General features: G+C 65.8%; 13 protein-coding genes. 4 read left to right on the top strand and 9 right to left on the bottom strand.

Going from position 1 to position 14,120, the window contains the following annotated elements:
• Positions 1-50 precede the first annotated feature (50 nt).
• The gene (gene lpdA, locus LWC34_RS55305; RefSeq protein WP_233734763.1) at positions 51-1,421 is read right to left on the bottom strand and encodes a dihydrolipoyl dehydrogenase; all 1,371 of its coding nucleotides are present in this window, start codon (positions 1,419-1,421) and stop codon (positions 51-53) included.
• Between the two features lie 187 nt (positions 1,422-1,608).
• Here lpdA and LWC34_RS55300 point away from each other — a divergent pair, with 187 nt between their 5' ends.
• On the top strand, positions 1,609-1,944 hold the full coding sequence (locus LWC34_RS55300) for an oxidoreductase (RefSeq protein WP_233734762.1): 336 nt from the start codon (positions 1,609-1,611) through the stop codon (positions 1,942-1,944).
• Positions 1,945-2,118: 174 nt separating this feature from the next.
• On the opposite strand, the gene lipB is transcribed toward LWC34_RS55300, so the two are convergent.
• From lipB to LWC34_RS55275, 5 genes are all read right to left on the bottom strand, one after another.
• Positions 2,119-2,847 (bottom strand): lipoyl(octanoyl) transferase LipB, encoded by a 729-nt coding sequence (gene lipB / locus LWC34_RS55295; RefSeq protein ID WP_233734761.1) that lies wholly within the window; start codon positions 2,845-2,847, stop codon positions 2,119-2,121.
• Positions 2,844-3,458: a phosphatase PAP2 family protein gene (locus LWC34_RS55290; RefSeq protein WP_233734760.1), complete on the bottom strand. Its 615-nt coding sequence runs from the start codon at positions 3,456-3,458 to the stop codon at positions 2,844-2,846. Before LWC34_RS55290 ends, lipB begins: the two co-directional genes overlap by 4 nt.
• Entirely contained in the window at positions 3,455-4,345 is an 891-nt protein-coding gene (locus LWC34_RS55285; protein ID WP_233734759.1) for a TIGR01777 family oxidoreductase, read from the bottom strand. The genes LWC34_RS55290 and LWC34_RS55285 overlap by 4 nt, the downstream gene beginning before the upstream one ends.
• A 217-nt stretch (positions 4,346-4,562) precedes the next feature.
• Complete coding sequence (locus tag LWC34_RS55280; RefSeq protein ID WP_233734758.1) at positions 4,563-5,495, bottom strand: LLM class F420-dependent oxidoreductase; 933 nt, start codon at positions 5,493-5,495, stop codon at positions 4,563-4,565.
• Between the two features lie 14 nt (positions 5,496-5,509).
• Complete coding sequence (locus LWC34_RS55275; protein ID WP_233734756.1) at positions 5,510-6,103, bottom strand: TetR/AcrR family transcriptional regulator; 594 nt, start codon at positions 6,101-6,103, stop codon at positions 5,510-5,512.
• Between the two features lie 205 nt (positions 6,104-6,308).
• On the opposite strand from LWC34_RS55275, the gene LWC34_RS55270 reads away from it, so the two are divergent.
• Together LWC34_RS55270 and LWC34_RS55265 are read left to right on the top strand one after the other, a co-directional pair.
• Entirely contained in the window at positions 6,309-6,809 is a 501-nt protein-coding gene (locus LWC34_RS55270; RefSeq protein WP_233734754.1) for a hypothetical protein, read from the top strand.
• A 19-nt stretch (positions 6,810-6,828) separates the two neighbouring features.
• On the top strand, positions 6,829-7,737 hold the full coding sequence (locus LWC34_RS55265; protein WP_233734753.1) for an oxidoreductase: 909 nt from the start codon (positions 6,829-6,831) through the stop codon (positions 7,735-7,737).
• Here the strand turns inward: LWC34_RS55265 and LWC34_RS55260 are convergent.
• From LWC34_RS55260 to LWC34_RS55245, 3 genes are all read right to left on the bottom strand, one after another.
• Positions 7,721-10,270, bottom strand: a complete 2,550-nt coding sequence (locus LWC34_RS55260) for a M14 family zinc carboxypeptidase (protein WP_233734751.1) — start codon at positions 10,268-10,270, stop codon at positions 7,721-7,723. The genes LWC34_RS55265 and LWC34_RS55260 overlap by 17 nt on opposite strands.
• 55 nt (positions 10,271-10,325) lie before the next feature.
• Positions 10,326-11,417 carry an amino acid racemase gene (locus tag LWC34_RS58595; RefSeq protein ID WP_308200317.1) on the bottom strand — a complete coding sequence of 364 codons (1,092 nt, stop codon included), beginning with the start codon at positions 11,415-11,417 and terminating at the stop codon, positions 10,326-10,328.
• Between the two features lie 144 nt (positions 11,418-11,561).
• Positions 11,562-12,956 carry an alpha/beta hydrolase gene (locus LWC34_RS55245; RefSeq protein ID WP_233734749.1) on the bottom strand — a complete coding sequence of 465 codons (1,395 nt, stop codon included), beginning with the start codon at positions 12,954-12,956 and terminating at the stop codon, positions 11,562-11,564.
• Between the two features lie 139 nt (positions 12,957-13,095).
• Between LWC34_RS55245 and lipA the strand changes: the two genes are divergently transcribed.
• Entirely contained in the window at positions 13,096-14,097 is a 1,002-nt protein-coding gene (lipA, locus tag LWC34_RS55240; protein WP_233734747.1) for a lipoyl synthase, read from the top strand.
• The last annotated feature ends 23 nt before the right edge of the window (positions 14,098-14,120 follow it).

The following is a 14,120-nucleotide window of genomic DNA, read 5'->3' as shown; positions in this document are numbered from 1 at the left end:
TTTCGCTTACTCCTCGTGCGTTTGAGCTTGGCTGACCTCGAGCCCGTGCGTCAGCCGTGCACGTGCAGGGGCTTGCCGGCAAGGGCGAGGAAGGCCTCGCCAATGGCTTCGGTCTGCGTTGGGTGTGCGTGGATCAGCGGGGCGACGTCTTCGGGGTACGCCTCCCAGCCGTAGATCAGCTGCGCCTCACCGATGAGCTCCCCGACTCGCTCACCGACAAGGGTCATGCCGACCACGGGGCCGTCAGGTGCCTTGATCACCTTCACGCCCCCGGACGTCTTGAGGATCTTGCTCTTGCCGTTGCCGGCCAAGTCGTAGACCAGGGTCTGCACGTCGCCGTACTTCTCCTTGGCGGCAGCCTCGGTCAGGCCGACCGACGCCACCTCGGGCTTGCAGTACGTCACGCGCGGGATACCGGCCTCGTCGATCAGCTTCGGGTTCTGCCCGACGATCTGCTCGGCGACGAAGATGCCCTGCTGGAAGCCGCGGTGCGCGAGCTGCAGGCCAGGGACGATGTCGCCGACGGCGTACACGTTCGGCAGGTTGGTACGCAGCCGCTCGTCGGTGAGCACGAAACCGCGGTCCATGGTGACCCCGGCCTCCTCGTAGCCCATCGCGGCGGTGTTCGGGCCACGGCCGACGGCCACCAGCAGCAGGTCCGCCTCGAACTGGTCGCCGGACTCCAGCGACACGGTGACCACGTCGTCGGTCTGGGTCGCGCCGGTGAACCTGACGCCGGTCTTGAACTTGATGCCACGCTTGCGGAAGGCACGCTCGAGCTGCTTGGACGCGTACTCGTCCTCCAGCGGAACCAGTCGGGGCAGGGCCTCGACGATGGTCACGTCGGCGCCGAAGGAGCGCCACACGCTGGCGAACTCGACGCCGATCACGCCGCCACCGAGCACCACGACCCGCTCGGGCACGTAGTCAAGGTTCAGCGCCTGGTCGGACGTGATGATCCGGCCGCCGATGTCAAGGCCGGGCAGCGTCTTGGCGTACGAGCCGCTGGCAAGGACGACGTTCTTGCCGATGTAGCGGTCCGAGCCGACCTCGACGATGTTCGGGGCCACGAACTTGCCGGTGCCCTCGACCATCTGGACCTTGTTCAGCTTCGCCAGGCCCTGCAGGCCCTTGTACAGCTGGCTGATCACGCCGTCCTTGTACGAGTTCACGCCATTGATATCGATGCCTTCGAGCGAGCTCTTGACCCCGAACTGGTCACCTTCACGCACGTTGTCGGCGATCTCGGCGGCGTGCAGCAGCGCCTTCGTGGGAATGCAGCCACGGTGCAGGCACGTCCCGCCGAGTTTGTCCTTCTCCACCACGATCACGGAAAGGCCGAGCTCAGCGGCGCGAAAAGCGCAGGCATAACCGCCCGACCCGCCACCCAGGATCACCAGGTCTGCGGAGGTGTCACTCACAAGGTCTCCTCGACAGCTTCGTCTCTTTCGGACCAAGCCCGCATACGCCCCGGTCCGACCACACGCCATCTTGTCACTTCATCGGGCAGGCTTGCGAACTGGCCAGGTGTGTTCAGCCGTTGCACAGGTGTGTCTCAGGTCGTCGGAGCAGAATGTCCGCTATAGGGCAGCAAGGGAGGTCGTCCAGGTGGGGATATTCGACAAACTGCGCCGCAAGCCCAAGCCGGGCGTGACGCGGACCGCCACCTCGAAAGACACTGATCACCTGGCCGAATGGGCCCGGTCAAGAAGAGGTGTCGAGGCCTACGTCGAGCCGCGGACCAATGTGACACACACGACTGTGGTTCTCGTCGCCTTCGACGGTGAGTGGACCCGCAGGCGCGTGGACAACGACGAGGCCGCGTACCACTTCGGCAAGAAGCTGGGCATCCCGGTGTACGACACGAACCGGGTCGGCTACCCGCAGCGCATGCGGGAGTACACCCGGCGAAAGGCCGAAGAGGAGAAGCGCCGCAACGCCTGAGCACGGATTGTGGACAACCAGATTCGCGGATGGGACCGTCCGCGAATCCTCTGTCCACAACCGGCCGGTAACCCCTGTCACGGCCGCCCACCACCGATAGACTGGCCTCGGGGTCGCCCCCCGGGAGTGGCGGGGGCTGCCTTGTTGAGGTTGGCGGCGTGAATGCCCGCTACGTCAGGACTTCAGCGCGAACGTGACGCCGGGAGCCTCGGCCGTGCTCGTGATCCAGTGATCAGCGACCGGCAAGGTGCCTTCGAGGGCCTCAAGCACCAGGTCGCGGGCAAGAGGCAGCACCTCGGCAACCGTGACGTCCCGGCCGAGCTCCCAGCTCAGCGAGGTCACCCCGGCGTCGCGGATGCCGCAGGGCACGATCCGGTCGAAGGCCGACAGGTCGGCGTTGCAGTTGATCTCGAACCCGTGCATGGTCACGCCACGCTGCACACGGATGCCGATGGCGGCGATCTTGCGCTCCGGGCCTCGGGCGTCCGCGGCCAGCCAGACGCCGCTGCGGCCTTCGACACGTCCGGTTTCCAGGCCGAAGCGTGCGCAGACAGCGATCAGCGCCTCTTCGATCCGCCGGACGTACTGGACCACGTCGATCGGGTCGGCGAGTTGCACGATCGGATAGCCGACCAGCTGGCCGGGACCGTGCCAGGTGATCTTGCCGCCGCGGTCGACGTCGATCACCGGCGTGCCGTCGGACGGCCGCTCGTCGGGCTGGGTGCGCTTACCCGCCGTGTAGACCGAGGGGTGTTCGAGCAGCAGCAGGGTGTCGGGCCCGGTGCCAGCGGCACGTGCCTCGGCGAGCTCGCGCTGCAGATCCCACGCGGCGAGGTATTCGATAGTGCCGATCTCACGCGTGTCCACGGGTTGCGTGGCGGCACGACAGGACTTCTCGATCACCCTGAAACCTTACGCTCCCCCACCGGGATCAAGTGCATCGCCGTGGCGACGATCAGTCCGATTCCGGTCACGCCCAGGGTGCCGCCGAGCACGTCGGTGACCCAGTGCACATCGAGCAACACGCGACACGCGGCGGCGATCACGACAAGTGTCGTGGCCAGAACGATTGCGCGGCGCAGCAAATGCCGCGCGAGCCATCCGCAGATCACGATCCCGGTGAACGCGACACTCGCGACGGACACCACGTGCCCGCTGGGGTAGCTGAAGTCCACATAGGCCCGTGGCCTGTCGCGTTCGAACACTCCTTTGAACAGCGACATGATCCGGCACGCGGCCAGCAACACCATTGACCGCAACAGAACATTCAGCACGTACGCGTCGCGCCGCGACCGGACGGCGGCGACCACCAGCACGACGAACATGACTATCGGCAGGACCGGCCCGAGGATGTCGGTGATCACCCAGACCACGTCGCCGCCGGAGGTCTGCCAGAACCCGACCATCGCGTCGGAGACGACCAGGTCGAGCGGCCATGCCGAGTCCCGGACCCAGACACCGAGCAGGATGAACAGTGTGAGTAGCGCGATTCCCCAGGCGTAGGCCCGGTTCAACGTTTGGCCACCGACCCGAGCGCTTCGTCCACAGTGTTGTAGCGGAACGTAAAGCCATTGTCCTGCAAGGCTTTCGGAATGACGTGCTGGCTGGCCAGCGCGCCTTCGTCGGCGAGTTCACCCAAAGCGAGGCGCAGCGCGAACTTCGGTGCGACGAACGGCGCGGGCCTGCCGAGCGCACGGCTCAGCGCTCGCGTGAACTCCGCGTTCGTCACCGGGTTCGGGCCAGTCATGTTCACCGGTCCGGCGAGCTTCTCGGTGTTGAGGATGTGCAGCACCGCGTTGATGTGGTCCTGGTGGTGGATCCATGGCATGTATTGGCGTCCGTCGCCGAGCCGTCCGCCGAGCATGAACGAGAACAGCAACCGAAGTGGCCCAAGCAATCCGCCTTCTTCGCTGAGCACGAGCCCGGTCCGCAGGATCGCCACGCGGGCGCCCGCGTCGGCGGCCGGTTGGGTCGCGGCTTCCCATTCCTTGCACATCTGCGACAGGAAACCCTCGCCAGGCGGGGTCGTCTCGTCGACGACACGGCCGCCGGTGTCGCCGTAGTAACCAACCGCGGATGCGTTGATGAGCAAGGGGATGTCGCGTTCGGCGACTGCGGCGGCGAGCACCTCGGTCGGCTCGACACGGCTGTCGAGCAACACCTGCTTGCGGGCGTTGCTCAGCCTGGTCAGGGTGATCGGCGCACCACAGAGGTTGATCACGGCGTCGGCGCCGTCCAGCGCGCCGTCCTTGATCTTGGCGGCTGGCGGGTCCCACGTCCGCTCGTCCGGCGCTGACGACGCGCGGCGGACCAGCCGCAGCACATCGTGCCCTTCGCGTCGCAGCGCTGAAACGAGTTCAGTTCCGATCATGCCGGACGACCCGGCGACGACGACGCGCATAGACCGATCCTAGTGAGGATCGCCCAAACCCGCCGATCCACCCATCCGTGTCCACCGTTGCTGAACGGTGTGTCCACCGTTCCAGCACACCGTGTCCACCACTCCGGCACACTGAAATGCCCGGCAGGCGCCGCAATGGACATCTCGGTGTGCCGGAACGCGCATTTCATGGTGATGGAACGGTGGACACACTGTGTCGGAATGGTGGACACGGCGGTTAGAGCTGGGACGCGACCTCCGCCGCCATCAGTTCCAGGTGGTCTAGGTCGTTGAGGTCCAGTACCTGCAGGTAGACCCGGCTGACGCCGGTCTGCTCGCGCCACGTGCCGATCTTGTCCACAACCTCGGCCGGGGTGCCGGTCAGCCCGTTGCGCTTCAACTCGTCGACTTCACGGCCGATCGCCGCGGCCCGCCGCTCGACCTGCGCGTCGTCCCAGCCGACGCAGACGATCTGCGCGATGGACCGAACCATGCTGGCGGGGTCGCGGCCGATTGCCCGGCAGGCGTCGTCGACACGTTCGAACTGTTCACTGGCCACGGAAGCGTCCGCGAAGGCAACGTTGAACTCGTCAGCGAAGCGGGCGGCCAGTGCCGGAGTGCGCTTGGCACCGCGGCCGCCGATGATCACCGGTGGACGCGGGCGCTGAGCGGGTTTCGGCAGCGCTGGCGAGTCGGTGAGCTGGAAGTGTTTGCCCGCGTAGGAGAACTTCTCGTGCAGCGGGGTCGTCCACAGGCCGGTGATCACTTCGAGCTGTTCGGTGTAGATGTCGAACCGGTCGCCAAGCGCGGGAAAAGGGATGCCGTACGCGGCGTGCTCGGCTTCGAACCAGCCGCTGCCGATGCCGAACTCGACGCGCCCGCCGGACATCTGGTCCACCTGCGCGACCGTGATCGCCAGCGGCCCTGGCAGCCGGAAGGTCGCGGCGGTCATCAGGGTGCCGAGCCGGACCCGGCTGGTCTGCACGGCCAGCCCGGCCAGCGTTGTCCACGCGTCGGTCGGCCCCGGCAGACCGTTCGCCGAGCCCATTCTCAGATAGTGGTCGGACCGGAAGAACCCGTCGTAGCCGGCGTCCTCGGTCGCTCTGGCCACTTTGAGCAGGTCCCGGTAGGTGGCACCTTGCTGCGGTTCGGTGAAGATCCTGAATTCCACAAGACCAACGTAACTCAGCGGTCCCGCCTTATCCCTTCGATCATGTGGATCAAAGCGGTGAACACTTCGGCACTGGCCTTTTTCGGGTCGCTGGCCTCGGCGATGATCTGCGCGCCAGCGGCAAGCGATGCGAACATCATCCGCGCGGTCACCTCGATCGGGACGTCACCGAGCTCGCCTGCCTCGATCAGGCTTTCGAGCACGCTGCGCACGATGCCGAAGCTGTAGCGCTCCTCGCATTCGCGCCAGCGTTCGTAGCCCATCACGACCGGCGCCTCACGGATGACCAGCCGCTGGTAGGTCGGGTCGAGGCAGACCCGGATGTACTCCTGCACGCCGTCCAGTGCGCGTTCCCACGGCGTGCCGTCGCCGTCGATCGCCTTGGTCAGCTTGGCGATCGCACGCTTCTCGACCTGGTGGAAAGCGGCTTCGAACAACGCCTGTTTGCCGCTGAAGTGGTGGTAGAGCGCGCCTTTCGTGACCCTGGCGCGTTTGACGATCGCGTCGAGGGACGTGGCCGCGTAGCCGTTCTTGGTGAACAGGTCGGATGCGGAGTCGACCAACGCCTGTTTGGTGGACTCCGAGTAGTCCGCGCGTCGCGACCGCATCATTGCCATCCTGGCAACTCTACGACATACCGCCGGTACGTACTCGTGGTATGTTGGCCGTGTCGAAACATACCGACGGTATGCCGCAGACCAGCGGTATGACCCAGGTCACGGCACGGGAGGAAGCACATGTCCGAGCTTGCGAGGACACCATCGACACAGTGCTCAGCTCATGCGACGGGCGTGGCCAGGCTGGGAGGCTGACATGAGCTGGACGGACTACTACGAGCGTCGTAACGCGATCGACTCGATCCTGGTCCGCGCCGAGCGGGATCCCGCTGGGCCACTGCCCACGTCCGCCGCTTTTGCCGACCCGGTTGAACTGCTGCTGGCGTTGCACTACCGATGGACGCTGAAGCTGACCGGACGCCTGGGCATGGTTCTTGCCGAGGCCGACGGTGACCCGTCGATCGACTTGGTCGACGCCATCTCCGACGCGTGGCGCAAGACTGTCGCCGAGAACGCGACTTTGTACGCCGTCCTAGACGCACACGCCGATCGCTACGAAGCGCTGTGGCCGCAGTTGCAGGCCGAGCAGCGGACCCTGGCATTGGCTGCGGGGCTGGCCGAGACGCACGAGGCGACCGAGGAAATCACCCGTGTCGGCGCGGCATTCCAAACGTTGCTCCGAACGGCAGAGAAGCAATCACCCCGTCGCCGTAGCCCGGTGGAACAACTTATTCGGAGGCTCGTGGCAAGCGCCTGAGGCGGCATATATTCGCCGAATGGCTAACTGGTCCGAGGCTGATATCCCCGATCAGACCGGGCGCACCGCGCTCATTACCGGCGCGAACTCCGGATTGGGTTTGCGTAGCGCGAAAGTCCTCGCTGGGATGGGGGCGCGGGTGCTTGTCGCGGCCCGTGACACCGAACGCGGCAACAGCGCGGTAGCCGAGATCGGCGGCAAAGCCGAACTCGTCGAGTTGGATCTGGCCGATCTCGCCTCGGTCCGCAAGGCAGCGACCGAGATCCGCGAACGCACCGGCGACAAGCTCGACATCCTGATGAACAACGCTGGCGTGATGGGCACGCCGTTCACCAGGACCACGGACGGCTTCGAGATGCAGTTCGGCGTGAACCACTTGGGGCACGCGGCATTGACGTGGTTGTTGATGCCAGCCATCAAGGACGCCAGGGTGGTCACGGTGTCCAGCCACGCGGCCAAAGGCCCTGGCTTGAACCTCGACGATCCGAACTTCGAACGCCGCCGGTACTCGATCGCAGCGAGCTACGCGCAGTCCAAACTGGCCAACGTGATCTTCATGATCGAGCTGGGCCGCCGGGCGAAAGCCGCCGGTCTCGGCCTGGTCAGCACCGGCGGGCATCCCGGGATGGCGGCGACCAACCTGGTCGGCAACTCGGTGCGGCAGCGCGACCTCGGCGCTGTCGGCAAGGTGCTGGACTGGGGAATGATGCGGTTCTGCCAGCCGGTGACGCTCGGCGCCCTGCCGCAGCTGCGTGCCGCGACCGAGCCCGGCCTGCGCAGCGGGGACTATTTCGGCCCGAAGTGGGCGATGGAACTGTGGGGACCGCCGGAGAAGACGCGGCCAAGAGCCGCCGCCTTCAACGAAGAGCTGGGGCGGCGGCTCTGGGACCTGTCAGCCGAACTGACCGGCGTCACACCGGATTTTTAGTCGCACTCCAATAAATCCCATTGGCAACCTGGGCATACAGGCCCTTGGGGTGCGCCCGGAACAACGGCTCGGTACCGAACATGACGACCCGGGCGCCACGCTCGTCGGCGCCCGACACCACAACGGCCTGCCCGCTGGCAGCATCCGGCCCGCCGGTGCCGTCATCGTTGGCACGCCAATGGCCCGCCGCCAAAGGGTTGCCAGTGGCGTAGCGCTGCTCCACAGTCACTCCCGCGCCGAGGTTCGTGAACCACTGCGGGGAGTACACAAAGGACTGTGGCAGAGCGTCCGCGCCAAGCGGGGTCGAGCTGTTGGTGACGTTGACGATCCCGTTCGCGTCATCACGCCCGGCAACGGCCGTAACGTCCAGCAGCTTCGCGTCGGCGTTGAACTTCGAGCCAGTCGCGCCACGCGTGACCACGCCACCGCGCGCGGCGAAGGCGTCAACAGCTGCCTTCCCGGACGCGTTGAGCTGGTCGTAGCGAAGGCCCGACGAGACCAGCAGAACGTCCACCCTGGACAGATCGAAGCCCGCGTTCAACGTGGCCGTGGACACCGGACGGACCTCGAAGCCCATGTCCCGCAACGCGAACAGTTCATCCGGGCCGACAGCTGCCGCGATCGTCTGTCGGTTCAATGGCGATCCGGCTTCGCCAGCGGGGGCCAGGCTGAAGCGCACGCCGTACCGGTCGGCGACCTGGATGGCCGCGACCCTCGCCGAAGCCGGGACGATCACCGAACCGTTGGCCCGGCGCTTGAGCTCGATGCCACGGCCAAGCAGGTCGTTGACGGCCTGCGCGTCCTTGCCGTCGCGCACAGTGATCGCCAGATCCTGGCCTGGGCCAGCGTCCACGCCGCCGGTCGGCGAAGCCGCGACCACGGGCTTGCTGGAGACCCGCAGGTCACCGCCCTGGATGATGTTGACCGACGCGCCCCACAGCAGGCGGTGGCTCCAGCCGGAGATGTCGTACATCACCTCGGCGCTCGCCGAAACATCGCGACCCTGCTCCAGCATCACGTTGGCCAGCGCGCGTTTCGGCTGGTGCATGTCCACAATGTACGAACCAGCCGGATAGGTCCGGCCCGCGAGCGAGAACGGCCGGTCGGCCTGACGCACGCGGACATCGTGTGCGACAAGCAGATCGACCAGGCGCGCCGCGGCCGCACCGGACCGCTGGGTCGCGCCCGCCGGGATCACGTACGCACGCGGGAACTTCGTGGTGAAACGGTCCTCAGGACCGAACCCGGGCACGAAGCCGTCCGGGATGTAGCGCTGCGCCTCGCCCGCTGCACCGCGCCGGAACATCTCGATCTGGTTGGCGACCAGAGCGGACCGGTTGTCCTGCACGTACGACAAGCTGGCCTTCATGCTCGCCTCGGACACATCGGTGTTGATGGCCGAGCGGCGACGCAGTTCGGTCTCGGGCAGGGTGTCGTAGTCGGCACGGTTGACGCGCATCGGGATCTCGATCGTGTACGAGATCGCGCCGTGGAACATCGAGTACTGGGCTGTGTAGATGGGCGCCCAGCCGTCCCACTCGCCGGACGGGTAGTCCCGGAACGGGATCTGCGTGTTCTGCGCCTCCGGGTAGCCCAGCGCTTTGACGGCCTTCTCGATGTTCAACCCGTTGGCGTAACCGTGTTTGATGTACAGGTCGAAGTCGTAGTTCTGGCCGTGCGGCGGGCCGGTCGGCTCGATCAACGTGCCGCTGACGTAGCCGTGCTCGTCAAGCATCATCACCGGCTGAACGGTTTTGACGATGTCCCGCATCGCCACGCCCTCAGGCTGGGAAGAAGTCACGAAGTCGCGGTTGAGGTCGAACTCGTTGGCGTTGGCCCGTGTACCGAGGTTGCGGCCGTCCGGGTTGGCGGTGACGTTGAAGTAGACCCTGTTGCGGGACAACAGGTCCAGCGCCTTGCGATCCTTGGTGGTGGCCAGGTACTCGATCTGCCGCAGCGCGGCGTCGGTGCCTTCCCACTCGTCACCATGGATGTTGTTGTTGATCCAGACGGGCGCCTTGTACTCGCGCGCAAGCTGCCGGTCACGGGCCGCGTCGGCCGGATCGTTCTCGATCTTGTCGCGCCAACGTTCCTGCTGCCGGGTCTCCGACGGCCGTTCCGGCGCGGTCAGCGTGACCAGGTAAAGGTCACGCCCAAGGCCAGACTGCCCAACGACCTCAACCGAAATCCGGTTGCTGATGCCCTGCAACTGGTTGAGCTTGGGAGCGATGGCGTGATACGGCGTCAACCCAAGTTTGATGGCCTTGTCAGCGGGGTCCTCGGGGTAGACCCGCAGCTGTGTGGTGCGTGGATAGCCCTCCCGCGAGCCGCGTTTGTTCTCGGCCAACGCGGACAGACCAGCGATCCTCGGCGGGTCGACGGCAGCGACCTCATTGCGCTCCGGACCATTGCCCGGCTCCTCGCCCTTCGGTGACTGTACTGGCGCACCGAGTGCGGACGGAGCCAAAGTGATGACCGTGAGCAGGGATAACGCCGATGCGGCGACCACTCTGCCAACCGGACGTAAATGCACGAAGAAGCACCTCCCAGTGAACTGGCAGTAGTCAGTCAACTAGGAGGTGCGGCTGTCAACCCTCGTCGGGAGGGGAATAGGTGATGAACTCAAGCAATGAGCCATCCGGATCACGGAAGTAAACACTCGTGCCTGCGCCATACGCCCCAGTCCTCGATGTCGGACCAAGCTCAACAGGAACATCGTGATCAGCGAGGTGAGCGGCAGCATCGGCAGCCGTCCCAGTCCACCGAAAGCACAGATCAGATCCGCCCGGGACCACAGGAACCTTGGCGACAGGCGCGGGATCCAGGCCCGGACCGTGCACGTTGAGCCGCTGAGCACCGAACCGGTAAGCGAACCCCTGGCCCTGAGGCACGACCGTGGCGCCAAGGACATCACGGTAGAAGGCGTTGGACCGGGCCCAGTCACTCACGCTGATGACGCAGTGATCGAGCACCACAGCTCGCTCAGGCGCGCGATCGGACGCGAAAGCCAGATCAAGCGCGGCCATGCAGTGCAACGTCGTGGTCGGGAAAACCGGAACATCAAGATGCCCCTGGTTGACAGCAAGCTCAAGCTCGGTACAGCCGAGAATGATGCCCTCGGCCCCAGGCAGTTTCCCGGCGATGCCCAGCAACTGCTGGACAGACTCCGGTTCGACCCGCCCAACACACAGCTCGTCGTAGATGATCCGTTGAACGGTGTTCCGGTCCTCCTCATCCGGAATCACCGTCTCGATGCCGTGAGTGGCAAGCCGGTCCCGGTAGAACTCCTGCTCCATCGTGTACTTCGTCGCCAACAGACCCACGCGCCTCAATCCGGCCGCGTTGACAGCATCGGCCGTGACATCGCCAAGGTGCAGGACCGGGATCGTCACAGCGCCCGCGACCTGGTCGTACACCTTGTGCATGGTGTTCGTCGCGATCAGGACGAAGGCCGCACCCGCTGCCTCGAGCGACCTCGCTTCCTGCGCCAGAACCTCCCCTGCCCGCTGCCACTCACGGTCCTGCTGCATCTGCGCGATGGGCGCGAAGTCCACCGTGGCAACGCGAAGGCGAGCCGAGTGCAATCCACCAAGCCTCGCGCGTACCCCTTCGTTCAGCAGCCGCAGGTACTCCGCGGTCGACTCCCAACTCATGCCACCGATGACCCCGATCAATTCCATGGCACCAGCCTGTCAGCACCATCAGGATGAAAGGGAGCGAGTTTCCCAACCAATGCTCGGTTGAGCTTGGGCGCGAGCCCAGAGGGGTGCCTCGCGGGTGTTCGGGGATTAGTGACTAGATCGCATCTGTCCTGAGATAGAGATCTACGCCGGTCCACAGTGGACGTCCTGCGCCGGGAACTTGCCGTGCACAAGGAAGTCGGTACCAGCCGTGTCGAGACAGGTGTTGCCGTTGGTCAGGTACGCGCCATGCCCACCGTCATCGCCGGTCACGAGCCTGGACCGGTTGCCGAGAAGGGAACGCATCGCCTGCGCCCCAACCAAAGGAGTCGCCGGGTCACGCAGATTCTGGGTCAGCACGATGTTGCTGGGGCCGCGATCGGTGATCCGCACAGCGGGCTCGTAGGGTTCGACCGGCCAGAAAGCACACGGCCGGATGTTGGCTGGCATCCCGTTGGAAATCGGGTTCTTCTTCCGGTCGGCGAGCACATCCAACTGGTACTCAGCGACATTGCGGGACGCGGCGACGTCATTGCACGAGATACCCCACAAGGTCGCCACGACGTCCTGGTCCATCGGGGCCTCAGGTACCTGGACCGGCTCGCCGTTCTTGATCGACTGCCAGATCTTGGCCAGCCCAGGGAACTCCGCGTCGCTGAACCACAATCCCATCCTGGTCTGCACACGCAACTGGTTGCCCGTCAACCCACCCACTGGTCGCGCGTCCAACTGGGCCGTCAACGCGAAGTACGTGTCCCGGACCGCGCTTGGCGTCGAGCCGAGCCCATAGGTCGAATTCCAAGCAGCCGCCCACACGGCGAAATCATCGAAGCGCTGCTCGATCCCTGGCCCCCAGTTGCGCCACGTCCCTGCCCACAAATCCCGCGGGTCGAGCACGCTGTCCAGCAAGAACCGGTCCGTCTGAGCCGGGAAAAGCGACGCGTAGACAGCCCCGAGATACGAACCGTAGGACGTCCCGAAGTACGAGATCTTCCGTTCCCCCAACGCGACCCGGATGCGGTCCATGTCCCGGGCGGTGTTGGCCGTCGTGACGTGTGGCAGGAGGTCCCCGGAATGCTGGAAGCACTGCTTGGCGATCTGCCGCGCGTAGTCGGCCGACACGCGAATGTCGCCATTGGCCGCCGGATACCCGAGCATCTTGGTCATGTCCGTCTGCTCAGGCGTCAGCCCGCAGGACACAGGCGCGCTACGGCCGGTACCCCGTGGATCGAACCCGATCAGGTCGTACGCCTCGACCAGGGCAGGTGGCGCGACCTGTTCGACCGCCAGCGGCATGTCCCGCCCTCTGCCGCCTGGCCCGCCAGGGTTGAGCAGCAGGACGCCGCGCGGCTTCGCGGCTTTCTTGCGGGTCACCGCGATGTCGATCTTCCTACCGGCCGGTTGGCGGTAGTCGAGCGGCACGCTGACCGTCGCGCATTCCAGCGGCAGGTCAGGGCACGGTGTCCAGGTGGTCCCGGCCGCCGCGGCAGGCACCGCGGCAAGGCCCATGAGCAGGGACGTGATCACGAGTAGTCGCACTTTTCCCCCGAAATTCGGTGATGACCTGGGCGAGGTTAGGGATCACCCGGCACCGCGCGCGTCGTCCTTGTGGATCATGTGGGCCCCTAGGGGTCCGCGTGACCCCGGACACGTCACGGCAAGGCGTAACCTTTGATCCGTGACTGTGGCGCCGGAAGGACGAAAGCTGCTGCGTGTCGAGGTCCGCAACAGCCAGACGCCGATCGAGAGAAAGCCGCCGTGGATCAAGACCAAGGCGCGGATGGGCCCCGAGTACACCGAGCTGAAAAGCCTGGTGAAGCGCGAAGGCCTGCACACGGTGTGCGAGGAGGCCGGCTGTCCCAACATCTACGAGTGTTGGGAGGACCGTGAGGCCACGTTCCTGATCGGTGGCGACCAGTGCACCCGGCGCTGCGACTTCTGCCAGATCGACACCGGCAAACCCGCGTCGCTTGACCGCGAAGAGCCACGCAAGGTGGCCGAATCGGTCCAGGCGATGGGCCTGCGGTACTCGACCGTCACCGGCGTCGCCCGTGACGACCTGGAGGACGGCGGTGCTTGGCTGTACGCCGAGACGGTCCGTCAGATCCACGAGCTGAACCCGGGCACCGGCGTCGAGCTGCTGATCCCCGACTTCAACGCCGACCATGAGCAGCTGGCCGAGGTGTTCGGCTCGCGGCCGGAGGTGCTCGCGCACAACCTGGAGACCGTGCCGCGCATCTTCAAACGGATCCGGCCCGGCTTCCGCTACGAGCGCTCGCTCGATGTGATCACCAAGGCCCGTGAGTTCGGCCTGGTCACCAAGTCGAACCTGATCCTCGGCATGGGCGAGACGCCGGAAGAGGTCACCGAGGCGCTGCGTGACCTGCACGAAGCAGGCACCGACATCGTCACGATCACCCAGTACCTGCGCCCGTCGCCCCGGCACCACCCGATCGACCGGTGGGTCAAGCCCGAGGAGTTCGTCGAGCACAAGGAGACGGCCGAGAAGATCGGGTTCGCCGGTGTGATGGCCGGACCGTTGGTCCGTTCCTCGTACCGCGCGGGACGGCTGTACGCACAGGCCATGGCCCACCGCGGCCAGCCGGTCCCCGAGCACCTCGCGCACCTCGCTGACCAGGGTCCAGCCAGCCAGGAGATCGGCTCTCTGCTTTCCCGGTAGGGTGGAACCCAAGACAGCAGGGG

It is taken from the genome of Kibdelosporangium philippinense (assembly GCF_021390435.2).
GTDB classification, from domain to species: domain Bacteria; phylum Actinomycetota; class Actinomycetes; order Mycobacteriales; family Pseudonocardiaceae; genus Kibdelosporangium; species Kibdelosporangium philippinense.
Note: the sequence above shows the minus strand (reverse complement) of the source record. Positions and strands in the feature narration are given on the sequence as shown.